This window comes from Halomonas sp. ATBC28 (assembly GCF_005937175.1).
GTDB classification, from domain to species: domain Bacteria; phylum Pseudomonadota; class Gammaproteobacteria; order Pseudomonadales; family Halomonadaceae; genus Vreelandella; species Vreelandella titanicae.
The window spans coordinates 15,781-41,065 of record NZ_VCQL01000012.1; the positions used below are offsets into that span (position 1 = coordinate 15,781).

Annotated in this window: 18 protein-coding genes; 4 read left to right on the forward strand and 14 right to left on the reverse strand. The window is 58.3% G+C overall.

What is annotated here, in order from left to right; all coding sequences use genetic code 11:
• Positions 1 to 3 precede the first annotated feature (3 nt).
• From fdhF to fdhA, 3 genes are all read right to left on the reverse strand, one after another.
• Positions 4 to 2,859 (reverse strand): formate dehydrogenase subunit alpha, encoded by a 2,856-nt coding sequence (gene fdhF, locus E0L35_RS14540; RefSeq protein WP_138800650.1) that lies wholly within the window; start codon positions 2,857 to 2,859, stop codon positions 4 to 6.
• Positions 2,860 to 2,870: 11 nt separating this feature from the next.
• On the reverse strand, positions 2,871 to 4,589 hold the full coding sequence (locus E0L35_RS14545; RefSeq protein WP_138800651.1) for an NADH-ubiquinone oxidoreductase-F iron-sulfur binding region domain-containing protein: 1,719 nt from the start codon (positions 4,587 to 4,589) through the stop codon (positions 2,871 to 2,873).
• Positions 4,590 to 4,727: 138 nt separating this feature from the next.
• Positions 4,728 to 5,918 (reverse strand): formaldehyde dehydrogenase, glutathione-independent, encoded by a 1,191-nt coding sequence (fdhA, locus tag E0L35_RS14550; RefSeq protein ID WP_041159045.1) that lies wholly within the window; start codon positions 5,916 to 5,918, stop codon positions 4,728 to 4,730.
• Positions 5,919 to 6,161: 243 nt separating this feature from the next.
• On the opposite strand from fdhA, the gene E0L35_RS14555 reads away from it, so the two are divergent.
• Positions 6,162 to 7,742 (forward strand): BCCT family transporter, encoded by a 1,581-nt coding sequence (locus tag E0L35_RS14555; RefSeq protein WP_138800652.1) that lies wholly within the window; start codon positions 6,162 to 6,164, stop codon positions 7,740 to 7,742.
• A gap of 64 nt (positions 7,743 to 7,806) precedes the next feature.
• Positions 7,807 to 8,694, forward strand: coding sequence for a DMT family transporter (locus E0L35_RS14560; protein WP_138800653.1), 888 nt, complete (start codon positions 7,807 to 7,809; stop codon positions 8,692 to 8,694).
• Between the two features lie 62 nt (positions 8,695 to 8,756).
• Here E0L35_RS14560 and E0L35_RS14565 read toward each other — a convergent pair whose 3' ends face one another.
• From E0L35_RS14565 to E0L35_RS14600, 8 genes are all read right to left on the reverse strand, one after another.
• Positions 8,757 to 9,575: an electron transfer flavoprotein subunit beta gene (locus tag E0L35_RS14565; protein WP_138800654.1), complete on the reverse strand. Its 819-nt coding sequence runs from the start codon at positions 9,573 to 9,575 to the stop codon at positions 8,757 to 8,759.
• Positions 9,565 to 10,869 carry an electron transfer flavoprotein subunit alpha/FixB family protein gene (locus E0L35_RS14570; RefSeq protein WP_138800655.1) on the reverse strand — a complete coding sequence of 435 codons (1,305 nt, stop codon included), beginning with the start codon at positions 10,867 to 10,869 and terminating at the stop codon, positions 9,565 to 9,567. Before E0L35_RS14570 ends, E0L35_RS14565 begins: the two co-directional genes overlap by 11 nt.
• Positions 10,866 to 12,884, reverse strand: coding sequence for a (Fe-S)-binding protein (locus E0L35_RS14575; protein WP_138800656.1), 2,019 nt, complete (start codon positions 12,882 to 12,884; stop codon positions 10,866 to 10,868). Before E0L35_RS14575 ends, E0L35_RS14570 begins: the two co-directional genes overlap by 4 nt.
• Positions 12,885 to 12,967: 83 nt before the next feature.
• Positions 12,968 to 15,040: a dimethylglycine demethylation protein DgcA gene (gene dgcA, locus E0L35_RS14580; RefSeq protein WP_138800657.1), complete on the reverse strand. Its 2,073-nt coding sequence runs from the start codon at positions 15,038 to 15,040 to the stop codon at positions 12,968 to 12,970.
• Between the two features lie 23 nt (positions 15,041 to 15,063).
• Positions 15,064 to 15,609 carry a DUF5943 domain-containing protein gene (locus E0L35_RS14585; RefSeq protein WP_138800658.1) on the reverse strand — a complete coding sequence of 182 codons (546 nt, stop codon included), beginning with the start codon at positions 15,607 to 15,609 and terminating at the stop codon, positions 15,064 to 15,066.
• A gap of 179 nt (positions 15,610 to 15,788) precedes the next feature.
• On the reverse strand, positions 15,789 to 16,766 hold the full coding sequence (locus tag E0L35_RS14590; protein ID WP_138800659.1) for a dipeptidase: 978 nt from the start codon (positions 16,764 to 16,766) through the stop codon (positions 15,789 to 15,791).
• Between the two features lie 230 nt (positions 16,767 to 16,996).
• On the reverse strand, positions 16,997 to 18,142 hold the full coding sequence (locus E0L35_RS14595) for a GlxA family transcriptional regulator (RefSeq protein WP_138800660.1): 1,146 nt from the start codon (positions 18,140 to 18,142) through the stop codon (positions 16,997 to 16,999).
• A gap of 296 nt (positions 18,143 to 18,438) precedes the next feature.
• Positions 18,439 to 19,722, reverse strand: a complete 1,284-nt coding sequence (locus tag E0L35_RS14600; RefSeq protein WP_138800661.1) for an MFS transporter — start codon at positions 19,720 to 19,722, stop codon at positions 18,439 to 18,441.
• Positions 19,723 to 20,052: 330 nt separating this feature from the next.
• On the opposite strand from E0L35_RS14600, the gene E0L35_RS14605 reads away from it, so the two are divergent.
• Both E0L35_RS14605 and E0L35_RS14610 read left to right on the forward strand, forming a co-directional pair.
• A complete protein-coding gene (locus E0L35_RS14605) occupies positions 20,053 to 20,673 on the forward strand; it encodes a LysE family translocator (protein ID WP_138800662.1) in 621 nt (206 codons plus the stop codon).
• A 22-nt stretch (positions 20,674 to 20,695) separates the two neighbouring features.
• The gene (locus E0L35_RS14610; protein WP_138800663.1) at positions 20,696 to 21,259 is read left to right on the forward strand and encodes a flavin reductase family protein; all 564 of its coding nucleotides are present in this window, start codon (positions 20,696 to 20,698) and stop codon (positions 21,257 to 21,259) included.
• Positions 21,260 to 21,517: 258 nt separating this feature from the next.
• Here the strand turns inward: E0L35_RS14610 and E0L35_RS14615 are convergent, their stop codons facing one another.
• The 3 genes from E0L35_RS14615 to E0L35_RS14625 are packed head-to-tail and all read right to left on the reverse strand — an operon-like array spanning position 21,518 to position 25,052.
• On the reverse strand, positions 21,518 to 22,924 hold the full coding sequence (locus E0L35_RS14615) for a Na+/H+ antiporter NhaC family protein (protein WP_022521461.1): 1,407 nt from the start codon (positions 22,922 to 22,924) through the stop codon (positions 21,518 to 21,520).
• Positions 22,925 to 22,958: 34 nt separating this feature from the next.
• Positions 22,959 to 24,248, reverse strand: a complete 1,290-nt coding sequence (locus tag E0L35_RS14620) for an FAD-dependent oxidoreductase (protein WP_138800664.1) — start codon at positions 24,246 to 24,248, stop codon at positions 22,959 to 22,961.
• A gap of 6 nt (positions 24,249 to 24,254) precedes the next feature.
• Positions 24,255 to 25,052 carry an IclR family transcriptional regulator gene (locus tag E0L35_RS14625; RefSeq protein ID WP_022521459.1) on the reverse strand — a complete coding sequence of 266 codons (798 nt, stop codon included), beginning with the start codon at positions 25,050 to 25,052 and terminating at the stop codon, positions 24,255 to 24,257.
• Positions 25,053 to 25,285 lie beyond the last annotated feature (233 nt).

Here is a 25,285-nt window from a genome sequence, read left to right on the forward strand (position 1 = left end):
TATCTATATAGTTCCACCATCAGCGGGCAACTTTCCGGCAGAGGCAAGGCTGCAGGCCGCATATTTGAACTCCGGAATCTTGCCATAAGGATCCAACGCCGGGTTGGTCAACAGGTTGGCCGCCGCTTCTCCGTAGCAGAAGGGTACGAAGACCATACCCTCTGGCATGCCCGGATCCGTCCTCACTTTGAGGGTGATGGCTCCTCGCCGGGTGGTGATCGTCAGATCATCGCCTGGCACCATCCCAAGCCGGATAAGCTCAGCGGGCGCCAAGCTCGCCACGGCTTCCGGCTCCAGATCATCGAGCACTTTGGCACGTCGGGTCATGGAACCAGTATGCCAGTGCTCTAATTGGCGCCCGGTAGTCAGCACCGTTGGGTAGTCGTTATCTACCGGCTCATCCGGTGGCAGCGGGCGCGTGGGTGCGAATTTCGCCCGGCCGCTGGCGGTGGGGAAGGCATCGCTGAAGACTACGTCTTGCCCCGGCGCGTCTTCCGCTGGGCAGGGGTAGGTCACCGACTGCTCGCGCTCCAAACGCTCCCAGGAAATATGGTCGAGAGAGGCCATGCCTTGTTTCATCTCGGCGAAGACGTCCCGCGGGTGCTGGTAATCCCAACCCAGTCCAAAGCGTTTGGCAATCTCCTGAATGATCCACCAGTCCGGCTTTGCCTGGCCCGGCAGCGGCAGCGCCGCACGCCCCATTTGCACCTGGCGATTGGTGTTGGTAACGGTACCATTCTTCTCAGGCCAGGCGGAGGCAGGCAGGATGACATCAGCGAACTGGGCGGTCTCAGTGACAAACAGATCCTGTACCACCAGATGTTCCAGCTTGGCCAGTGCGGCCCGGGCATGGGCCAGATCCGGGTCGGACATCGCCGGGTTTTCGCCCTGGATATACATGCCGCGAATGGTGCCCGCGGTGATAGCGTCCATAATTTCCACCACGGTGAGACCCGGCGTGGGATCCAGTTTGGTATTCCACAGTTCTTCGAACGCCGCACGAACCTGATCATCATTGACCGGCTGGTAGTCGGGCATGACCATGGGAATCAGCCCGGCATCAGAAGCCCCCTGAACGTTGTTCTGCCCCCGCAAAGGATGCAGGCCGGTGCCAGGGCGACCGGTCTGGCCGCAGGCCAACGCCAGCGAAATCAGGCACCGGGCGTTATCGGTACCGTGGGTGTGCTGGGAAATGCCCATGCCCCAGAAGATCATTGCCCGCTCGGCGTTGGCATAGAGCCTGGCCACTTCGCGGATGGTCTCGGGCTCAACGCCGCACAGGCCGCTCATCGCTTCGGGGGTCATGTCCACCGTGTGCATTTTAAGGGCCTCAAAGCCCTCGGTATGCTCGGCGATATAAGCCGTATCATAAAGTTCTTCACTGATGACCACATTCAGCATGGCATTAAACAGGGCCACGTCGGCGCCCGGTGAAAAGCGCACGCTCAGGTGGGCGTAGGCATCCAGCGACTGACCACGGGGGTCGATTATCACTATCTTGGTACCGCGCTTGGCGGCCTGTTTAAAGAAGGTGGCCGCCACCGGATGGTTTACTGCGGGATTACAGCCGGTAAGAATCACCACGTCGGCCTGGCTGGCCTGCATAAAGGAGGCGGTGACCGAGCCTGAACCAATACACTCCATGAGTGCCGCCACGGAGCTTGCGTGGCACAAGCGGGTACAGTGATCCACATGGTTGGAGCCAAAGCCGGTACGCACCAACTTCTGGAACAGCCATGCCTCTTCGTTGGAGCACTTGGCGCTGCCGAACCCCGCCAGGGCATCAGGGCCATGGGCCGCTTTAAGGTTTACAAGCCCGCTGGCGGCAACCTCGAGGGCTTCATCCCAGCTCGCCTCGCGGAAATGCGTCAGGGGCTGAGCGGGATCAAAGTCCGGATCGATGCCCTTGGCAACGCCCTGGCGACGAATCAGCGGGGTGGTCAGCCGGGATGGATGGCGCGGATAGTCATAGCCGAAGCGCCCTTTAACACATAGCCGGTTCTCGTTAGAGGGGCCGTCGCGCCCCTCCACATAAAGGATCTCATCGTCCTTGATATGGTAGGTGAGCTGGCAACCCACCCCGCAGTAGGGGCATACCGAGTCGACCTTACGGTCGGCGACAGCAGAATCGCCGCGACCCGCCTGGTCGACCAGGGTAGCGGGCATCAGGGCGCCGGTGGGGCAGGCTTGAACGCACTCGCCGCAGGCCACGCAGGTGCTATCGCCCATGGGGTCGTCGAAATCAAACACGATCTTGGACGCCGCCCCACGGTGAGCCAGGCCGATAACGTCGTTAACCTGTACTTCGCGGCAGGCGCGCACACACAGGTTGCACTCGATGCAGGCGTCAAGATTGACGCGCATGGCAGAGTGGCTGCTGTCCTGCGCCAGGCTGTCCGCCCGGGACGCCACATGGTGCACGGTAGCCGTCTCACGCTCTTCGCGCCTGGGCAGCTTGCGGCGCACCGCCGTGGCATCAATGGCCAGCTGGTCAGCCATGGCCCAGAAATGGCTTGAGCTGTCGGGGCTCTCTTCCCGCTCAGGCTGGTCGACCAGCAGCATCTCCATGACCATCTTGCGGGCCGTGTGCGCGCGTTCGGAGTTGGCGCTATTGACCACCATACCGGGGGCTGCTTCGCGCAAACAGCTGGCGGCCAGGGTACGCTCGCCCTCGATTTCCACCATACAGGCGCGGCAGTTGCCGTCGGCGCGGTAGCCGCTGGCATCCTTGAAACACAGGTGGGGAATGGTCTCGCCGACGCGTTTGGCTACCTGCCAGAGGCTTTCACCGGGGTAAGCGCTGACCTCAACGCCGTCCAGCATCAGGGTAAAGCGGTTGTTTGCGTTCTGTTCGCTCATGCTGGCCTCCTTTATCCCTTGACGATGACGTTCTGGGCGGCAAGTTCACCGCGAAAATCCTTGAGCAGCCCCAGCACCGGGTTAGGCGCCGCCTGGCCGAGCCCGCAAATGGAGGCATCGATCATCACCTGGGAAAGCTGCGTCATCAGCCCGGCATCCCATTCGTTGCGTTCGAGCAGGGTGAGCATTTTTTCCGTGCCCACCCGGCAGGGTGTGCACTGGCCACAGGACTCATCGGCAAAGAAGGCCAGCAGATTGGTAGCCACCCCGCGCAGATCGTCCTGATCGGAGAGTACGATTACCGCAGCGGAACCGATAAAACAGCCGTGCTCCTGAAGGGTGTCGAAGTCGAGGGGAATATTGGCCTTGCCCGCGGGCAGAATTCCACCGGAGGCGCCGCCGGGCAGGTAGGCCGCCAAGCGGTGGCTGTCGGCCATGCCGCCGCAATACTCGTCAACCAACTCGTTGAGCGTGATCCCTGCGGGCGCTAAATACACACCAGGACGCTTGACCCGGCCTGAAACCGAGAAGCTGCGCAGCCCCACGCGGCCATGGCGGCCCTGGCTGGAGAAGGCCTCCGCGCCGCGCTGCCAGATCATGGGAATCCAGTAGACGGTCTCGACGTTATTGACCAGCGTCGGCCGATCAAAGAGCCCCTTCTGAGCCACAAACGGCGGGCGGTGGCGGGGTTTGCCCGGCTTGCCTTCCAAAGATTCGATCATCGCCGACTCTTCGCCGCAGATATAGGCGCCCGCGCCGCGGCGCAGCACGATGTAACCCGGCGCCACTAGGCCAGCAGCCTCAAGCTCGCCAATCGCCTCGCGCACCACGCTATGTAACGCTGGGTACTCATCGCGAAGATAGATATACAGCGCCTCGGCGTCTACCGCCCAGGCACTCACCAAGGCCCCTTCAAGAAACTGGTGGGGCGAGCGCTCCAGGTAGTAGCGATCCTTGAAGGTACCGGGCTCGCCCTCGTCGGCGTTGATAGTGCAGTAACGGGGGCCGGCCTCCTGGCGCACGAAGTACCACTTCTTGAAGGTGGGAAAGCCCGCACCGCCCAGACCGCGCAGATTGGCCTGCTGCATCGCCTCCATGAGCGCTTCTACTGTAACGCTGCCGTCGTGACAGGCCTGGAGCAACGCCATACCGCCCTCGCGGCGATAGTTGTCCAATCGCTGCCAGTCGACGGGATCCGGGTGAAAGTGGCCCTTTTCGATCACCGACGCGATCCGCGCCTGGGTGGCGAACAGCACATGATGGTGTCCTACTTCGGCTACCGGCGCTGCGTCGCATCGCCCCATGCAGGGGGCCCTCAGCACCCGCACCTGCTCGATATCCACGTTTGCCTCCAGCTGTGCCTTAAGCGCCTCGGCACCGGCTAGCTGGCAGGTTAGGGAATCGCAAACGCGAATAGTCACTGCCGGCGGCGGCAACTGATCGTCGTGGATGACATCGAAGTGCGCATAGAAAGTGGCCGTCTCGTAGACGGTCGCCATGGGCAAGTTCATGTACGCCGCCAGGGCACGCAAATCCGCCAGCAGTAGATGGCCCCGGGTGTCCTGAATGTTGTGTAAATGTTCAATGAGTAGGTCGCGGCGGCGCAGCGTGGCGTTCTGTCGTTCGTCGCCCAGCAGTTCTCGCAACCCCTCAAGAAGACTGGGATCGAGATCACGGCCGCGGGGCTTGCCGCGAAAGCGGCGCTTGGGGGTCACGGTCTGGACGGTCATGGGGTACTCATTATTATCTTGATCGGTTTTATACCGGATGAACAAAAACGGCACCCCGCGGGGCGCCGTCTAGGGTCGCACTAACCTGCCCTCAGGCAGGGATCAGGTCTTGTTGCTCAGTACTTATTAAATAAGTTATTAAGCCACGCTGCCATGGGGGTCAATGACGAATTTCTTAGCAGCGCCGCCATCGAAGTCGGCGTAGCCCTGGGGTGCCTGATCCAGAGTGATCATCTGGACATTCACCGCATCGGCAATATTGACCTTGCCAAACAGAATAGCCTGCATCAGTGGTCGATGGTACTTCATCACCGGGCACTGTCCAGTATGGAAACTGTGAGACTTGGCCCAACCAAGACCAAAGCGCATGCTCAGAGCCCCCTGCTTGGCGGCCTCGTCCTCCGCACCCGGGTCTTCGGTCACATAGAGGCCCGGAATACCGATCTGACCACCTGCACGGGTCAACGACATCGCCGAATTCAGCACGGTCGCGGGCGCTTCTTTGCCGTGATTGCAGCCACAGGCGTGGGCTTCGAAGCCGACACAGTCGACAAAGGCATCGACCTCACGCTCGCCGAGGATCACCTCGATCTTGTCGGCCATGTCGCCGTCCTGGGTCAGGTCGATGGTCTCGCAACCAAAGCTGCGTGCCTGGGCAAGACGCTCTTCGACCATATCGCCAACGATCACGCAGGCCGCCCCCAGCAACTGAGCGGAAACCGCGGCCGCCAGACCTACGGGCCCAGCACCGGCAATATAGACAGTGCTGCCAGGGCCGACACCGGCAGTAACGCAGCCGTGGAACCCAGTGGGGAAGATATCGGAGAGCAGGGTCAGATCCTTGATCTTCTCCATGGCCTGATCGGCATCCGGGAACTTCAGCAGGTTAAAGTCGGCATAGGGAACCATGACATATTCGGTCTGGCCGCCGACCCAGCCGCCCATATCCACGTAGCCGTAGGCGGCGCCAGGACGGGCTGGATTGACGTTGAGGCAGATACCGGTGCGGCCTTCTTTACAGTTGCGGCAGCGACCACAGGCAATGTTGAACGGCACAGAAACCAGGTCGCCGGGTTGAATAAACTCGACGTCGCGCCCGCACTCGACGACCAGGCCAGTGATTTCGTGGCCAAGCACCAGGCCCGATGGTGCGGTGGTGCGGCCGCGTACCATATGCTGGTCGCTGCCACAGATGTTGGTGGTAACTACCTTGAGAATCACGCCGTGATCGCACTTGCGATTGCCGAGGGCGAGTTCAGGATAGGCAATGGACTCAACGGCGACCTCTCCCGGCCCCTTGTAGACCACTCCGCGGTTGGCTGCATTCATGGCTGGCTCCTGTGGCTTATTGTTCTGTTCATGATGGTTGATTGCGCTATCCCACCCTATCCCCTCCGCGCCTGGAGACTTACCCCAAAAAGGCACTCACGTATCTATTCAAGACATCCTAACCAAGATGGATAGATAGAGGTCGCTTTCACGACACTCCTCCTTTGCAACAGGCTCAACAATTCATAGCGTCGGCAATGTAAGGCGCCGCCGACATCTAATAAGAGCCACCAAGGAAACCCAATGAAAAACAATGACGACCCGGTTCTGTCGCCTGGACAGGACAATACCCAGATATTGGGGTTGGACTTTCATAACCCCGTTTTTCCGCTTTCCGCTCTAGCCATCCTACTGTTTATTATCTACGCGCTGGTCTATCCAGATGCTGCTAATACTCACTTAGGGCTTGCCAAAAACTGGTCGATTGAACACTTCGACTGGCTGTTTATGATTGCTGGCAATATTTTTGTGGTGTTTTGCCTTGTACTGATCTGCCTGCCACTCGGGCGGATTCGGCTAGGCGGCAAAGATGCAAAGCCGGAATACTCGCGCACCTCCTGGTTCGCCATGCTGTTTGCAGCGGGCATGGGTATCGGCCTAATGTTCTGGAGCGTTGCAGAGCCAGTAGCCTACTACACCGACTGGTATGGAACGCCCTTGAATGCACCGGCGGGGACGCCGGAGGGCACCAGCGCCGCCATGGGGGCAACCATGTTCCACTGGGGACTGCACCCCTGGGCCATTTATGGCGTGGTGGCACTCTCACTCGCTTTCTTTGCTTATAACAAAGGCCTGCCACTGACGCTTCGCTCCGCCTTTTACCCGATCCTTGGCGAGCGAACCCGCGGCTGGGCAGGCCATATCATCGATATTCTTGCCGTGCTGGCCACCATCTTTGGCCTGGCCACTTCGCTTGGCTTTGGCGCTACCCAAGCGGCTGGAGGCCTCGCCTATTTGTTCGGCATTCCCAATACCATCGGCACACAGCTGGCGATAATCCTAGTGGTCACGGTGATCGCGCTGTTCTCGGTATGGCGGGGAATCGACGGTGGCGTTAAGCTGTTCTCGAATATCAACATGGTCATTGCGGCGGCGCTGCTTCTGTTTGTGGTTATAGCGGGGCCTACCTTGATGATTCTGACAGGCATTGGCACCACGGCGCTGGACTACGTGGGCCACCTTCTGCCGCTGTCGAACTGGATTGGCCGCGAGGACGACACCTGGTACCACGGCTGGACGATCTTTTACTGGGCGTGGTGGATCTCCTGGTCTCCGTTTGTCGGCATGTTCATTGCCCGCGTATCCCGGGGACGCACGGTGCGTGAATTCCTGATCGCGGTGCTGCTGGTACCAACGCTGGTCACACTGGTCTGGATGAGCGCCTTTGGCGGCACGGCGCTTTATCAAGCTGAAAATGGCGTGGGTGAACTGGCCAACGGCATTAGCGATGTCTCTCTGGCCATGTTCCATATGCTGGAGCAGCTGCCCCTGACCAGCATTACCTCGACGCTGGCGATTATTCTGGTGCTGGTCTTCTTCATTACCTCATCAGACTCAGGCTCGCTGGTGATTGATAGCATCACCGCCGGCGGCAAGACAGATGCACCCAAGAGTCAACGAGTGTTCTGGGCGACGCTGGAGGGTATTATTGCGGGTGTGTTGCTGTATGGCGGAGGGAGCACAGCACTCAGCGCCCTGCAGGCGGGCGCAGTCGCTACGGGACTCCCCTTTACGCTGGTGCTGTTACTGATGTGTTTTAGCCTCTATAGGGGGCTCCACAAAGAGTGGCGCGAGCTCAACGCGGTGCCCAGAATCGCGAGCTAATCAACGCTAAACCGCCCGCCTATCCGGCGGGCGGTTTCCTTTTGTGTCAGCCGGGAGTAAGACAATGCAGTCAAGCCCTTACCAGCGCGGTCTGCTCATGGTGGTGCTGGGCGTCATATTTCTCAGCTTCGACGGGTTGCTGATCCGCCTAGCGCGCGCCGACGGCTGGACCATCGTGTTCTGGCGCGGTCTATTGATGTTCTGCGTGCTGGGGCTTTTATGCTGGGCAGGCAAGCGGCTGGCAACACTGAGCAGCAACCCGCTCTCCTCACTGGCCTCGGCGCTGCTGCTGGGCCTGATCTCCAGTCTGTTTGTGCTGGCGGTGATGAACGCCAACGTGGCCAATGTAGTAGTGATTCTAAGTACGGCGCCGCTGTTTGCGGCGCTGTTTTCGCGGATTTTCCTGGGCGAAAACGTCGCGCTGCGTACGCTGGTGGCCATTGCTGTCTGCATGCTGGGCATGGGTTTGGTGTTCATGGGCGAGGGGGCCATGGGGATGCTGGTAGGCAACCTGTATGCCTTGGCGGCCGCGGCAGCTATCGGTGGCAACCTGACCCTGCTGCGCCGCTTTCCAGCCATTGACCCTATGACGGTGATTGCCGGTGGCGGGCTGCTCTCCGCGGCGGTTGCCCTACCCATGGCCTCGCCGCTGGATCTGGATGCCCAGCGTTATGGTGTACTGGCGCTGATGGGGCTGGTGCAGATGCCCTTGGCCACGGTGCTGATCAACAGCGCCACCCGTTACCTGTCGTCTACTGAGGTGGCGCTGTTTTATTTGGTCGAAACCGCATTGGGCACGCTGTGGGTATGGTGGTTGTTAGCGGAGACACCCACGACCTCAACGTTACTCGGTGGTGCTGTGGTTATCCTGGTGCTGGTAGTGCATGCCTGGATAGGCTTGCGTCTGGAAAGGCAGCGCCTACGGCTTTATCCGGGCTTTATCGGTCAATAGAAAAGCCCACCTGAAAAAGGTGGGCTTGAGTGATGGTTCGCGGTGTGATGCACCGGCTGGCGTCAGCGCAGTACATCCTCTTCCTTGAGCAGCTTGTAGATCGCCTCGGCGCCCTGCTCGGGGGACACATCGGTGAGCACCTGCCCGCCTTTGCCCTCTGACTTGGACGCTGCCGCCTTGAATCGATCTCTGGCCGAAGCGGCTTTGACAATTTTCAGACGCTTAGGCCGTTTACGTGCAGGGGACAGATGCCACTGGGCCAGCTCGCTGTCGGCTTCAGGGGTAGTGGGCGTGATCGCAAAGGTGGCTCGACGCGCCGGGCCGAAGGCGCTCTGGCGCGCCACCGGCGCTGCATCATCCACGCTGATGATGGCGGGCAAGCGCACCTTGAGACGGCGACGCTGGCCCCTTGGCAACGCCTGAAGCAGCGTTACCACGCCATTTTCCACCTTTTCTACCGACGCCAAACTATTAACCAATGGCCAGCCGAGATGTTCTGCCAACGCATAGGGCAAAAGCCCAGAGCCTTCACCGCGCTCTGCCCGGGCACCGGTGATCACTAGCTGAGGCGAGGTAGCGGCTAAATGTTCCACCAGGGACAGAATGGCATCGCTGCCCGCGGGCTGTTCGAGCAAGGTCATGGACTTGAGCCCCATGCCCAGGTAGCTGCGTAGCGCCAATTCGCTGTCATCCGCCTGGGGCCCCGCATGCAGTACGCTAATCCGAGTGCCCGGCAGTTCGGCCTCCATGGCCAGCGCTAGCTCCAGGCCCCGGGCATCCTGTTCGGCGCGCCGCGCGCGTCCGGTTGTCGGGTGACGGCCGATGGAGACCAGCACTGCCACGTCGATTCCCTGCTGTTGTTGCTGTCGATCAGGCTGCATCGCGCTGCCCTCCCCGCTGCTGTTCCACCATGGCCACTAACGCGGCCAGAATTTGCGTGCTGTCGCCAATCACCGCCAGGTCGGCGCGCTTGATAATGTCGCACCCCGGATCGAGATTGATCGCCACCACCTTGTCGCAGCGCTGAATGCCCTGCAGGTGCTGGATAGCGCCTGAAATACCCACCGCCATATACACTCGGGCGGTCACCCAGGTGCCCGTCGCGCCCACCTGACGATCGCGGGCCATAAAGCCGTCGTCCACCGCGACACGCGAGGCCCCTTCGGTAGCGCCGAGGACTTTCGCGGCATGGTGGAAGGCGTCCCACTGTTTGACGCCGTTGCCGCCGGATAGGATGAACTCAGCCTCGGCCAGCGCCACGCCGGCGGGATCCACTGCCACCTGCCCCAGATCTTCTATACGCGATAGGGTGGTGGGGATTGTTGCCACCAGACTCAGGTGCTCGGCCGCGTGACGCGTCTCGTCCACCGGCTCGGCGCACTCGGCCAGCGCCAGCGCAACCCGCGGCAGAGGGCGCTGGATATCCAGGCTCCCAGCGGCACCACGGGCCGTGCAGCGCCAACCCAAAGTGGCCTCATTATCAGCTTCCACCTGCCACACCCCGGTGGCAGCGCGTTCACCCAGGCGTAAGGCAAGCCGCCGCCCCAGATCGGCTCCGCCCAGGGGTGAGTCTGGCAACAGCCAGAAGCGCGGCGTCATCTCCCGTTCGACGGCGCTTAAAGCCGCCAGACGCGCTTCAGGCGCAAACCCCGCGTAAAACTCATCATCAAGATGCACGACGCGATCGATCCCAGCTTCGCCCAGCGCCCGCTCCTTAAGCTCGCCGCCACCCTCGCCCTTATACTCACCAAATAGGATCGCCACCACAGCGCCGGGCTGTTCGGCGTCGGCATCCGCCACACGCCGGGCCAGGCCCAGCAGATCCTTGTCATGTCCGGAGAGACGCCCGCCGGTCAGGTCGGGCACCACGGCCACCAGGAAGGCGGGCTGATCAATGGTCACCGTGCGGCGGCTATCGCGGGCCGCCGTGGTGGTCGCGGTGGCCTGCCCCCCTTGCTGGAGGCCACTGCGGTCAATCCGTTTGACGCCATTGGGGCCGATAAAGCCGATGGCACGAGGATCCTTGCGCACCACGCCGTTGGGGCCCATCCATTCGCTGACCGCTCCGCCGCCCCTGTTTACACCCAGGGAGGCCAGCACCGCGGCGTTGTCGGGGTGCAGACGATTTCGGGCGATCCACTCACGACGTGGGTCGCGGCGAATAATCTCGCTCATACGGTCACCTCTTCAGCCGTCGTCGTTGCAGCAGGTCGGCGGGGCCCATCAGACGCATCACCTGCGGGACGCTCTACCAGGGCATCGGCCACCAGCTCGGCGATATCGCGCACTTCGGCGCTGGCATCCACCACCCCTTCCAGCATGGCGGTACATTGAGGGCAGCCCACTGCGACTAGCTCGGCGCCGCTCTCTTTGACGTCATTCATGCGCATATCGGGAATCCGCTGCTTGCCGGGAATATCGGTAATCGGTGCCCCGCCGCCGCCGCCGCAGCAGCGCGAGCGGTAACTGGAGCGCTCCATCTCTTGTACCTGGATACCCAGCGCCTTGAGCACGTTGCGAGGCGCCTCATATTCACCGTTATAGCGGCCCAGATAGCAGGGATCGTGATAGGTGACGCTGCCACCCTTCCAGGGCGCGAACGCCAGTCGACCGGCCTCATACAGCTCGGCAATGAAGGTGCTGTGGTGACGTACCTCATAATGTCCCCCTAGCTCACCGTACTCATTGCCCAGCACATGAAAACTGTGTGGGTCGCAGGTAACAATCTTCAAGAAGCGATACTGAGCCAGAGTGGCAATATTGCGCTTCGCCAGGGATTGAAACGTCGCCTCATCGCCCAGACGCCGGGCCACATCGCCGCTATCGCGCTCTTCAGTGCCCAATACCGCGAAATCTACTTCAGCGGCGCGCAGCACTTTGATCAATGCGCGCAAGGTGCGCTGATTGCGCATATCAAAAGCGCCATCCCCTAGCCACAACAGCACATCGACCTGCTTAAGATCCGCCATGAGCGGTAGGTTAAGATCCGCCGCCCAGTTGAGCCGCGAGCCAGGGTCGAAACCGCCGGGATTGTCGGTGGCGATCAGATTATCGAGCACTTCGGCGCCTTTGTTGGGCGTTTTGCCACGCTCCAGGGTCAGGTGGCGGCGCATATCGACAATCGCATCCACGTGCTCGATCATCATCGGGCACTCTTCCACGCAGGCACGGCAGGTCGTACACGACCATAGGGTATCAGCGTCGACCAGAGCCTTCCCCTGCAGCGCCACAATGGGCCCATGAGGAGAGCCTGCGTGTTCACCTACCGGCTTGCCCCCAAGCCCTTGTGAAGGGTGCGGGGAGCCAGCATAGGCAGCATCACTGCCCCCCGCCATACCCACCACCATGTCCTGGATCAGCTTCTTGGGATTGAGCGGCTGACCGGCGGCAAACGCGGGGCAGACCGCTTCGCAGCGACCGCACTGCACGCAGGCGTCGAAGCCCAACAGCTGGTTCCAGGTAAAGTCGGCAGGCTTTTCCACGCCCAGAGGCGCCGCTTCATCCTCAAGGTTTAGCGCCTTGAGACCCGTTGAGCGACCAGCGCCGCCTTTTTTCGTGGAAAAGCGCTCGGCGCGGCGATGGAAAGCCAGATGTAAGGCGCCAGCGAAGGCGTGCTTCATGGGCCCGCCCCAGGTCATGCCAAAAAACATTTCCCCCAGGCCCCAGGCCACGACGCCCGCTAATACCAGCGCCAGCAACCAGCTACTGCCCCCTTCAAGCAGACCTTCGGGCAGCAGACCTACCGTGGGCAGCGTAATCAGGAAGACGCCTATCGAGAACGCCATCAGACTCTTGGGCAAGCGCATCCAGGGGCCCTTGGAGAGCCGAGCTGGAGGGTTAAGCCGCCGCCGCGCCACGAAGAGGCTACCGACGAACATGGAGGTGCTCGCCAGTAGCAGTAATCCGCCTAGCAGTGGATTGGCGATCCCCAGACCGTGCACCAGGATCATCAGCACGGCGGCGGCCACGAAGCCACCGGCGGTGGCCACGTGGGTGTTGGAGATCATTTTGTCACGCCCCACTACATGGTGAAGATCCACCAAATAGCGGCGCGGCAGGGCCACCAACCCCTTGAACAGGCTCACCCGCGAGGGGCGCCCCTGACGCCACAGGCGTATACGGCGTACAGCGCCGATTACTGCCAGGGCCAGGGCAGTAAAAATCAGTATCGGCAAGAGCGTTTCGAGCATGGTGCTCACCTCATCTTTGGTGCCATTGGCTTCGGCGGCGGGGCTGCTCTGGCGCCCCGCATTATTGTTGGCTTTCGCCTAAGTCAAAAGTCCTTGCAGATTCGCAGGGCGTCGTAAATGGCCGCATGGGTGTTACGCGGTGCCGTGCAGTCGCCTAGCCGGAACAGCAGGAAACCATCTCCTGACTCGCTCAGACAAGGCTGCGGCTGGATTGCATAGAGTGCTTCCAGATCCACCTGCCCTCTGTTGCGGGACTGCTCTTTAAGCGCGTAATAAAGCGCCTCATCAGGGCGTACACCGTTCTCAACGACCACCTGATCCACCACGCGCTCTTCCAGAGCCCCGGTGTACTCGTTTTCGAGCACCGCCACCAAGCCATCGCCCTCGCGGTAAACCTTATGCAGCATCAGGTCGGAGGACATGATCACCTCCTTCTCGTAGAGGCTGCGGTAGTAGGTGGGGAAGGTGGTACCGCCCACCGCCGCACCGGGCTTGATATCGTCGGTGACGATCTCCACCTTGGCGCCCTTATCGGCGATAAAATCCGCCACCGAGACGCCGGAGAACTCGCAGATGGCGTCATAAATCAACACGTTTTTACCTGGTGCCACTTTGCCAGAGAGAATATCCCAGGTGCTGACTACCAGGCTCTCCTCAGCATTCTCCGAGTAACCCCACTCGGGGTGCTGGCTAAGGAAGGGCTGGCCACCGGTGGCAAGCACCACGATATCCGGGCGCAGATCGAGCAGCGTTTCCTCATCGGCGCGGGTGCCCAGACGCAGGTCGACTTTTAGCCGCGCCAGCTCCAGCTGGAACCAGCGGGTGATACCGGCGATCTGGTCACGCTGGGGTGCCTGGGCGGCAATCGTGATCTGCCCACCCAAGGAGTCAGCGGCCTCAAACAGCGTGACGTCATGGCCACGCTCGGCGGCGACGCGCGCCGCTTCCATGCCACCAGGGCCACCGCCCACCACGACGACTTTGCGTTTGGCGCCCTCGGTTTTCTCAATGATGTGGGGCAACCCCATGTATTCACGGGATGTAGCGGCGTTTTGAATACACAGTACGTCAAGGCCCTGGTACTGTCGGTCGATGCAGTAGTTAGCGCCCACGCACTGCTTGATCTGATCGATCTGGCCCATCTTGATCTTGGCGATCAGGTGAGGGTCGGCAATATGTGCCCGGGTCATGCCCACCAGGTCTACGTAGCCCCCTTCGAGGATACGCTGGGCCTGATTGGGATCCTTGATGTTCTGAGCATGGATCACCGGCACGGTCACCACTTCCTTGATCCCCGCCGCCAGATGCAGGAAAGGCTCTGGCGGGTAGGACATATTAGGAATGACGTTGGCCAGGGTGTTGTGGGTATCGCAACCGGAGCCGATGACGCCGAAGAAGTCGACCTGGCCGGTGGCATCGTAGTAGGCGGCGATCTGCTTCATATCGTCGTGAGAAAGACCATCCGGATGGAACTCGTCGCCGCAAATGCGCATGCCGACGCAGAAGTCGTTACCCACTTCAGCACGTACGGCTTTAAGCACTTCCATACCGAAGCGCATACGATTCTCGAAGCTACCGCCCCACTCGTCCTCACGCTTATTAACTCGTGGGCTCCAGAACTGATCAATCAAATGCTGGTGCACGGCGGAGAGTTCAACGCCGTCGAGGCCCCCTTCCTTGGCTCGGCGCGCGGCCTGGGCAAAGTCGCCAACGATACGCCAGATCTCTTCTTCCTCAATGGTCTTGCAGGTAGAGCGGTGCACCGGCTCACGGATACCAGAGGGAGAGACCAGCGTCGACCAGTCGAAACCGTCCCAGCGGGAGCGGCGGCCCATGTGGGTAATCTGGATCATGATCTTGCCGCCATGCTTGTGCACAGCGTCTGCCAAATTTTGAAAATGCGGAATAATGCGATCAGTAGAAAGGTTTATCGAGCTCCACCAGCCCTGTGGGCTGTCGATGGACACCACCGATGAGCCGCCGCAAATACATAAGCCACAACCCCCTTTGGCCTTCTCCTCGTAGTACCTGACGTAACGCTCAGTGGTCATACCGCCGTCGGTGGCATGCACCTCAGCGTGAGCGGTGCTGACCACACGGTTGCGGATAGTCAGCTTACCGATCTCGATCGGCTGGAAAATTGCGTCGAATGCCATGTTTGTCTCTCCTCTCCCCCTGGCTAACGGGCGGCGTCGGTCAGCGGCTGGACAGTAAAGAGACCGACGTCACAGCCCTCTTCGGCGGCACTCTGGGTCTGCTCGGCCACAGTGCGCAGCGAGCTACCGCTGGCCGCGAGGATTTGATCCATGGCGCCGGCAAACCAACCGGTGAACATGTACTCCTCCTTGTTCCCGGTTTTGCCAAGCTGGTAAACAAAAGCGCTGTGCTCAAGTCGTACTTGGGCAGTGCCCGAATCGAGATCGATCTGTTCAGTAATAAATAGCCCCCAACCGCGCTGGGAAAGGCGGTTCATGTAGTGCTCAAATACCGCCTCTCCGCTAATGTCGTGTAGCTCGGCCTCTTTCTCACACCAGTGCCAGGCGCTCTTGTAACCTGCGTGATAAAGAATTTCGGCATACTTCTCGGCACCCAGCGCCTCTTCGACGGCTACGTGGTTATTGATAAAGAAGTGCCGTGGCACATAGAGCATAGGCAGCGCATCGGTCGTCCAGACGCCAGTTTCGCTATCCACTTCGATGGGCAGTGCGGGGGCCAGTTTGGTCACGGTTATATTCCTCAAATCTTTGTTATGTCAGGTTATCGACGGGGCTACCCCTGGAGCATGCCTATGAGGAGGCGCTATGAATCCATCCCTGGACGCTACCGACGCCATCCCTGGCGTCGGACCTCCTCTACGGCATGCTCCCGGCGCCCCTCGCTTCGGAGGCAGCCGCCTGCGCTTGATCAGGCGCCCCACACATCCTTGAGCACGCGCACCCAGTTCTCGCCCATGATCTTGCGCACCTGAGTTTCGCTCATGCCGCGCTTGAGCAGCGCTTCGGTGAGATTGGGGAACTCTCCCACGGTGCGGATTCCTTCGGGATTGATGATCTTGCCAAAGTCGGTCAGGCGGCGTGCGTAGCCCTTGTCGTGGGTCAGCCACTCGAAGAACTCCTGACCGTGCCCTTGGGTAAAATCGGTACCGATGCCGATAGCATCCTCACCGACGATATTCATGATGTACTCGATGGCCTCACAGTAATCATCGATGGTGGAATCGACCCCTTTCTTGAGGAACGGGGTAAACATGGTGACACCTACAAAACCGCCGTGGTCAGCAATGAACTTCAGCTCTTGATCAGATTTGTTGCGAGGATGCTCTTTGAGGCCGGAGGGCAGGCAGTGGGAGTAACAGACTGGTTTTTTGGACTCGAGAATGACTTCCTCGGAGGTTTTGGCACCAACGTGGGAGAGGTCGCACATCATACCCACGCGGTTCATCTCGGCGACGATCTCACGGCCAAACCCGGATAAGCCGCCATCCCGCTCGTAGCAGCCGGTACCCACCAGGTTCTGGGTGTTGTAACACATCTGCACGATGCCCACGCCCAACTGCTTGAAAATCTCTACGTAGCCAATTTGGTCTTCGAAAGCATGAGCATTCTGAAAGCCAAAGATGATGCCGGTCTTGCCCTCCTCTTTCGCCCGCGTGATGTCAGCAGTGGTACGAACAGGGCGCACCAGGTCGCTACACTCCGCCATCAGCTGGTTGGATTTGACGATATTATCGACCGTGGCCTGAAACCCCTCCCACACGGAGACGGTGCAGTTGGCAGCGGTAAGACCGCCGCGACGCATGTCCTCAAGCAGCTCGCGATTCCATTTGGCGATGATCAGACCATCAATGACGATGGCGTCATTGTGCAGTTCAGAGGGGGTCATAGCTAAGCTCCAATATTGATTAATGTAGCGAGCATAGCGCTGACGTTGGATTGGACTGCTCTTGGAAACGACGGCGGAAATTCCAAAAGCGTCATGGTGTCGTGAACACGACAACTACCCGCGCACCCGCTCACTTCGCAGAGGTGGAGTACGTTAGAGATAGCAGCTATTAAAAAACCTGCTGCCCGGAGGTGGACAGCAGGTTTGGAATAGTGGTGACGAAGTACCTATCAGCTCAGTAGCGGCACGCTGGCAAAGGTAGGCTCACCCTGAGCATGGGCAAGCGCCTGCTGGGCACTCGAAAGAGGTTCGCTTTTGTAAGGCTCGCCCCCCCATCGCTGAATTAACGATGGCGACTTAGCAGGGTTATTTCCTTGACGGTCGTGCACACCCAAGCGCTCATTTCTCGGCGGCACACCAAAATATTCTCGATAACACTTGGAAAAATGAGGCGTGGACACAAAACCGCAAACAGAAGCAATCTCGATAATCGACAGAGGCGTTTGCTTGAGCAACTGACGAGCGCGCACTAAACGCAGCTTGAGGTAATAACGAGACGGTGAACAAAGCAAATAGCGCTGGAACAACCGCTCCAACTGGCGCCGTGAAACATTCACATAGCTTGCCAGTTCGTCGAGCTCGATGGGCTCTTCAAGGTTGGATTCCATCAACGCCACAATTTCTAACAACTTAGGCTGAGTGGTGCCCAGCACGTGCTTAAGAGGTACCCGCTGCTGATCCTGCTCGTTACGCACGCGTTCATAGATAAACATCTCGGAAATGCCTGCCGAAAGCTCGCGCCCATGGTCGTGAGCAATCAGGTTGAGCATCATATCGAGCGGCGCTGTGCCGCCTGAAGCGGTGAATCGATCACGATCAATAGAGAAAAGGTGCGGGGTCAGAATAACGTTGGGGAACGCTTCCTGCATGGAGGCCAGACACTCCCAGTGCACACTGGTTTCATAGTGATCCAGCAATCCGGCCTGCCCTAGCGCCCAACTGCCCGTACATACCGAGCCTAATCGTTTTAACTGGCGTGACTGCGACTGAAGCCAGCGTATGTGGTCACGGGTAACGCTGTGCTGCGGACCTACCCCGCCACAAACGACCACCCACTCAAGCGAGAGCGGGGTCTGCATAGAGGCATCAGGAGTCACCTGCAGCCCATCGCTGGCGCGTACGGGCAGACCGTCTTGGGTCAGGGTAAACCAGCGATACAACTCACGACCGGCCAGTTGATTGGCCATCCGTAAAGGTTCTATCGCCGACGCCAGGGAAATCAGTGTGAAATTATCTAATAGTAGAAAACCAAGGGTTTGCGGTTCGCCCGCACGATTGGTATTTGCTGCCGGGTCTTTTGCTAGATTTGATGTCATGGTTTTACCCTCCGTCACCTTTTAATCATCTTTTTTTTTCTTATTAGTATGTAGGCGTCGCTGGCGTCTTTTAGTTTCCCTTTACTAGCGTGAATACTCACTAGTTCAGGGGTGGCATTGCTCTTTGGTCGTATATTGGCACGAATAGGGCGGATAGCGACAAAACGATTGCGCGAACTTGGCTCTCCGTCGCAAATGCAACACTGGAGGTCGTTTCCGAAACCTTTGTAAAGTCACGGAGGATAATGCAATGCAGCCTCTCGCCAAGCGCCTAAGCTGGCTAGTAGCTTACTCAGCTAAGGGGCCTCGGCATCTTCAGCAACAGGTTTGATGGGGTCACCGTTTTCATCCAGCAGTTGATGATCGTAAGCGGCCTGAAGGCCAGTATCTTCAACCTCTGTCGGTTGCGGCTCTTCTTCTGTCAAATAGTCGATGTGGCCCGGATAAAGCGGTGATAGCACCGCGACCAGGATGCCGACCACAGAAAAGATCGAAAACGCATCCGCATACCCAAGCCTGTCGACCAGCACACCAATCACCGGCGAGCCCACCGCCTGCCCAAGCGCGCAGGCCATAAAGGGTAATACCGGCCCCATCGATAACCGCCCAGGCAGCAGTCGGATGCCGGTCATCAGGTACAGCCCCGTTAAGCTCATGTAAGCGAGACCGAAAACCATCGCGGAAAATATCGCCAGCGCTAATTGACCAGGGCTAGCGGCCAGCAACGCCAAGCTTGAAGACAGCATCATCAACATCAACGCCTGGGTGATGGGTGGATTATTACGGTCGGCCAAATCACTTATCACGGCACCGCCGAGCCCGGCGATACCTACCGCGAACCATAGCCATCCGGTGTGCCCTGGAGAGAGCGCGCCAAGGGTAACCGCCAGATCGGGAGCAAAAAGCCAGTACGGCGCAGATACAAAGCCCATTGCGAAGGCAAAAATCGTAAGCCGAATGAGGCGCGACCATTGCGACCTAGTGATGGGCGGTGGTGGTGCAGCATTAGCTGGAATGACCCGTGACACTGAAGGGATGAAGTACCATGCCGCCACGACCCCCATAGCGGTAAGAGCAGCAAATATCGTGTAGGTCAGTCGCCATGCATCCGACAAGAACACAACGGTCGGTACCGCCACGATAATACCGATGCTAGTACCGGCATTCATAATCGAGCTGACGCGCCCATGCATTGCACGGCTCACCAGCGCCTGCATCGCAGCGGTCAGCGCGGGCATCATTAAACCAGTGCAGATCCCGCAGATAAACACACCAATACCAAGCGATAGCGCGTCTGACGACTGGCTGATCAATGCTAAACCGCCAACACCGAAAGCCCCTGAGAGAATGGCTAAGTTGCGCGCACCGAGCCGATCAGCGGCAAGCGGCGCGACCAGTGTGGAAAGCACAAAGCTAATAAACGGCAGCGCCCCGATAATGCCGACCAAGTAAGACGTCAGCGAAAGCTCGGCACTGATAGAAGGTACAAACAGACCAAAGGCAAAACGTGCAAGCCCGTAACTGATCGCTACCAGCGCGGCTCCAAATAGGGCAAACCCCATGTTCGACAACGCTTTCATGCGGAGTCCTCCACTGCCATTGGCTGCATGTATACAAGGTCGCTATGAGCATTGTCTTCGCAACTTCCGCGATGAGCAATGCAGATTTTGAACAGGTAGCGGGTAATCTCCAGTGATCATCAGAACGATAAGTGGAGTTAAGCAGGCAGCCTTTGTTGAATGTCCGCTTTCAGGCTTACGGAAGCCTCCACCAAGGACTACCAGCCATATCTTCCCTCACTCACATAGGTGAGAGAATGACCACTGAACATAATTGCCACGCGGCGTTCCAGGGCTTACAACTATACGGCGAGATAAAGTTAATAATTCAACAACAGGAAGATTAACGCTATGTCGATTGAGCTTTGGCTATCGTTTGTGTTGGCTTCGTTTTTGTTCATCGCGTCCCCCGGCCCCGCCGTTGCTCTACTGATAGTGACCGGTATCAATCAAGGCCGCAAAGCTGCTCTGGCGATGTTGCCTGGCTTTTTCTTGGGTGACCTGGTGGCGATGTCACTTTCGTTTGCCGGCGTAGGCGCGTTGCTGATGGCATCGGCGGAGCTATTCGCCATGGTTAAATGGCTAGGGGTTCTCTATCTGCTTTATCTAGGCATCAAGATGTGGCGTGAATCTGGCCAATTGAATGACCTGGAAGCCTCTGGGGTGAACGTTCAGCAAAGCACCGCAAAAGCATTCTGGGTGACGCTGCTAAACCCCAAAAGCATTCTATTCTTCATGGCATTCATGCCGCAGTTTATTAACCAAACCCAACCTCTGGCGCCCCAGCTGGCGATTCTGTTTGCTACGTTTCTTGTGATAGGTGTCATCTCAGATCTCGGCTACACACTGTTGTCGACCACTAGCCGACAGCTGATGACCGCCAAGTTTCTCCGCCTCTTACACCGCTGCGGCGCCGGTAGTTTGATTGGCGCTGGGGTATTGATGACCTTAATGCGCCGCCCGACTGCCTAGCTGATCTAATCGGAGATTATTTATGCCACACCCGATAGCGAAGAAGGATTTTCCTGTCTCCAACGTCAGGCACTTTCTTGAACCTGGCCCGATTGTGCTGGTGTCATCACAATGGCAACAACAAACCAACATCATGACCATGGGGTGGCACATGGTCATGGCGTTCTCCCCCTCACTCCTAGGCTGCGTTATTGATGCCGGGAATCACTCCCATGCGCTGGTGTGCAACAGCGGTGAATGCGTGATCAATATTCCTTCGGCATCACTTGTCGATAAGGTCGTGGGTATCGGTAACTGTTCAGGAAGCGAGATCGACAAGTTCAAAGCGTTTGAGCTAACCCCAGGCAAGTCAGAAAAGGTCAGAGCGCCACGGATAGAGGAGTGCTATGCGTCTTTCGAGTGCCGCTTGCACGATGACGCCATGATTGAACGCTACAACCTGTTTATTTTTGAGGTCGTTAAAGCCCACGCAGCGCCTTCGGCAGATGAGGAAGAATCGCTGCACTACCGGGGTATGGGAGAGTTCATGCTGTCGGGTCAATCCATCGACCGTACGGAACTGTTTAAGCCATCAATGCTTATTTGAGTAGAACTGCCATCGAGGCTTTCGCCACTCCCTTTCTATTGATTTAGCCAGAAAGGCCAGCTCATTAACTTGCTGCAATAGCGTTCAGTTGCGGACTCATAGACTGACCCATGAGTTCGGATAGCGATCAAGATAGCATTGATGCGTAAGACGCAGCAGAAAGAATATTGATGAACTTGATATGCCGCCCAGCCGGGTAGTATCAAATGATGTTAGCCCTACGACAACGCCCTCTCTGTTATCGCAGGGCGGAGAGGGTTACAGGGTAAGGCCGAGCAACAGATACATGGCCAGGGAAAGCAAGGCGACGGCTAGCGCAAAGGGAATTTGCGTTTTGATATGGTCGATATGATCAGAGGCGGCCCCGGTCGAAGCGAGCACAGAGGTATCCGACAAGGGTGAGCAGTGATCCCCGAAGACACCGCCTCCTGCCACAGCGGCCACTGTGGCATACACCAGCGGTGTAACCATATCGCCGCTAAAGTTAAAGGCGAGCGGCACGGCGAGTGGCATCATGATAGCGAAAGTGCCCCATGAAGTGCCGGTGGAAAAAGCGATAACGGCGGCAATAAGGAACGTCATGGCCGGAAGCAAAGCAGGTGTTAGCCAGCCAGCTGTGGCTTCGACGATATAGTTGGCCGTGCCCATGTCTTTGGAAAGTTGATTCAACGAGTAGGCTAACGCCAGAATGATAATGGCTGGCATTACTCCCTTCATCCCTGCCATCGAGGTTTTCATAATGTCGTTGAAGGGGATGCCCTGAAGGCGCATAACGATACCGAGAAACACGGAAGCCGCCAGAAATGCCTCCATGGTCTTGGCCGAGTCCATCACGATAAAGGTGCCCACCGCAACGCCGATCACTACCAGCACCGGGGCGAAAAAATTCCAAAACAGGCTGGTACGTGCTCCTTCATAAGGCGGAATTTCCGTCAGTTCCTCACCCACCAGCGGTTCTGCCCCATCGCGTAGCACTTTGCCCTCTTCCTGAGCCCGACGCTCAGCTTCACGCATCGGCCCGAAGAGCGGAATGACGCCCACGATCACCAGCCCGACCACCAACACCGATAGCCATGCATAGAGATTGAAAGGTATGGCATGCAGAAATACCCCCATCGCCTGGGCAGCATTTTCGATGGGGCCCATGCCGATCAACAAACCGGAGATAAACACTGCCCAGCCAGTGATAGGCACCATTACACTCACCGGAGCCGAGGTGGAGTCAGCGATATACGCCAGCTTTTCCCGCGAGACCCGGTAACGATCCGTCAGTCCACGCATAGTACTGCCGACAAACAGAGGGCTGAAGTAGTCGCTGAAAAAAACGAACATGCCCATCACCCAGGCAACCAATTGAACCCGCACCCGCGATAAGGCACGGCGTTCCACCCAGGCGGTAAAGTTCTGAATCGCCCCGGTGCGCTGGAAAAAAGCGATCACCGTGCCAATGAATAGCTCCAACAGCAGTATCCAGGAGAAGCTGGTGGTGCCCAGGGTTTCCTTGAGCAGCGTCGGAAACCCCATCAATCCATTGCCCAGGGTAATCACCCCAACGAAACAAGCAACAGCCAGCGAGAAAACCGTATTACGGGTGACAAATGCCAGCACGATGGCCAATGCCGCCGGCATGACGGACAGCAGCCCGATATGATCTTGAGGATCCATTGTCATCTCTCTTTTTTTATAGTGGTGGGTGGAGTCAGGTTTCGTTTTTTGCCTTACGGCGCTCCATTTCACTGGTCAGGTAGAAACCCAACCGACGTACGGGATCGGGCGGCATCCAGCTCGCTTTGCCGAATAAAGACGCAATATCCTCAACCGGTTGGCCGAGCGCGTGGCGAGCCAAAGCATCACCCAGAAAGGTACCCTTGACGATACCGCCGCCATTGCACCCCGCTGATACATATAATCCGGGCTGGATCTCGCCCCAGAGCGGAGCGCCGTTATAAGTCAGCCCGGTGGTACCTCCCCAAACCTTGTCGAAGCGCACTGGGGTAAGTTCGGGGTAGCGGGCCTCAAGGCTCGCTTTCAGTTCGGCCTCGATACGGGCGTTATCCGCTTCGCGCTCATAGCTGTAACGCGAGCGGATCATCAAACGTCCGTCAGCGGTGGTGCGCAGCGTACAACCTAAGCGGTGTGCAGGTAGCAGCCCCCACGTCGTCTCGGCGATGCGTTGGCGCTCGGGCTGCGGTAAAGGATCGGTAATAGCGGCATAGGTATAAATAGCGGTTAGCCGCGAACTGTCTGCACCCAAAGCCCTAGAGAAAGCGTTATTGGCCAGAATCACCTGACCAGCCGTCACTTCACCTTCGGGTGTCGTAACGCGCCACTTCTTGCCATCTGGCACTATTTGAGTCGCGGGCGAGTGTTCATGCAGCTCGATGCCGGCTTCCAATGAATCCGCTAAGCCAACAATCAATGCTGCAGGCTGGACGAGATAGCAGTCCGGTGAATAAATACCCTGTGTGTAGTAGCGCGTACCGATTCGCTCAGCGAGTTGGCTGCCGTTCAAGGTCTGGCAAGACAGACCGGCAGCTTTCAGAAACTCCTCATACTGGCTCAAGGCACGTTGGCCTATCGTGCTACGGGCAGCGCGATAGGTGCCGCTACGCTCGAGTTGGCAGTCAATGCCTAGGCGTTCGACACGCTCGCGCAGTAACGCCATGGTTTGTCGGCTTAACGCGTTCAGCTTCTCCATGCGCTCAAGCTCTTCGGGGCGAGCATCGTTGGCTAGAGCAATTTCCAGCATAAAGCCGGAGTTACGCCCTGGACTCCCTTCACCTACCTGGTCAGCTTCGAGGATTTTGATGCGGTCTTCAGGGCGCGCCTGCTGCCAGGCCGAGGCTGCCGCAAAACCGGTATAACCAGCCCCGATGATGACGACATCTGCCTCAGATTGACCACTTAAGGCGGGGCGCGGCTGGCGCTCGGTTAGCCAAGCGTTCCAGCCGCAAGGGCGTTGATGGCTTGGGTGCGTAGTGTGTGGCATAGAGAGTTAATCCAGATACAGCAGGCCATGGGCCTGATTGACCATGGCAGCCACTTCTTCCTGCATGCCTTGGAGTACGTCCAGCTTATGGCGCTTCGTCATACGCGATTTGAGCATCGAACAACTCATGGCACCCAGGGGGTGGCCGCTATGATCGAGGATAGGAATGGCCAGGCCGCTGTATTCCGGAAGTAAAGAACCTTCTACTCCACGGGCGTAACCATGTTTCAGTTGATGGGCAATTTCGGCTTCGATGTCAGCGATGGCAATCGAGTATTCGTCTATCAGACGCTCAGCGTTATGGTTGAGTATTTCGCTTCGCTCATCAGCCCCCAGGTAGGCAAGTAAGGCAATCGACGCTTGGCCAACGCCTAGCGGCAAACGTCCACCCGTCGCCCTAACGAAGCTGCCCACGGGATAAGCGCCGTTCTGCACTTCCAGGCAAACGGCATTGACGCCATCGCGAGCGAACAGATAGAAGCTGTCTCCCCAGCGCTGCGCGAGTGTCAGCAACCTTGGCCGGGCCAAATCACGCAACCCAGCACCATTTCCCGCTTGGGCGCCAAGCACCAGCAGCTCATAACCCAGCAGGTAACGCCCACGAATGGGAGAAGATCGTAAAAATCCCTGCTGCTTGAGACCTTTTAACAACCGATAGAGAGTAGGACGGCTGAAACTCAATTCATTCAGATAATCGTCTACACTTGCACCCCGGTGGCCGCCACGTGCAGTAACCTGCAATATCTGCATGGCATGAACGAGAGTGGTAGGGCCTGATGAGGTGATGCTTTCATTTACCGGCATTATGTTTATCGTTATTTGTCTATGTGAGCTAAAACATAACAAGACAAATTCACGAGTTCATCTCACTAAATGAGACAAAGCCGCATTAGCGCATACGAGGTAGAGGTTGGCATAGGTCAACATATGACGACATTCAAAATCAAAAATTCATACAAAAGCTACCGATAATTGTACAAAAATGATCTTCTATAGCCTTGCGCCCAACGGATGAAGGGCGACAACCGGCTGAGTGT